This window comes from Arthrobacter sp. Soil736, from assembly GCF_001428005.1.
Taxonomy (GTDB): Bacteria; Actinomycetota; Actinomycetes; order Actinomycetales; family Micrococcaceae; genus Arthrobacter.
In genome coordinates, this window is the sequence record NZ_LMSB01000072.1 from 1 (window position 1) to 613 (window position 613).

Below are 613 nucleotides of genomic sequence, written 5' to 3' on the forward strand. Positions count from 1 at the left end.
AATATGGAACACGACAACGCCACGGCATTCGCCGTTCGGACCGGTAGGCGGACCGTCAACCGGACACGGACAGACCAAGGAGCAATTGCAGCTTCCAACATATTTTCCGGACATTTCCCAAGACATTTAGGACCCTCCTCGCTGGCTTCATTGCCTAGCGGAGCGCCCCCAGCGACGCAGCGCCTGACACACTTTTTGAACGGGGCCGGAACCTCGTTAAGGCAGAGAGTACTCCGCGTCATAGGGGTGTCAATATGCTGCGGTAGCCCAATGAGAGCCTCCCTGTGAGACGGCATTTGGCTGCCTTTCCTAGGGTGCCCAGAAATTCAACAAAACCGCAGGTCAAGGCCCTGTGGACGCGCCGATGTCGCAGAGCGGGCAGTGGGCAGTGGGTCAGAATTCGATCAGACTGATCCGTTTGATGAAGGTTAAGCCTGGACCTGCCGATGCCAGCGTGTGATGTCCTGTATGCAGTACAGCCTCCTCCGCGGCCACGGTCAGGCAGACAGCACACGGGGGCCAGACCAGACCCGCCTCCTGGCGGGCGGCGCTACGCCAACCCTCCGGGCCAACCCACAATACGGAGCCTCTACGGTTTCAGGGGATTGACAGA

1 protein-coding gene is annotated in these 613 nt (G+C 59.5%); it reads right to left on the reverse strand.

Annotated features, from left to right (window positions below; all coding sequences use genetic code 11):
* A partial coding sequence (locus ASG92_RS28785) for a DUF1326 domain-containing protein (protein WP_157372486.1) occupies positions 1-126 on the reverse strand: 126 nt, incomplete at its 3' end.
* Positions 127-613: the final 487 nt, after the last annotated feature.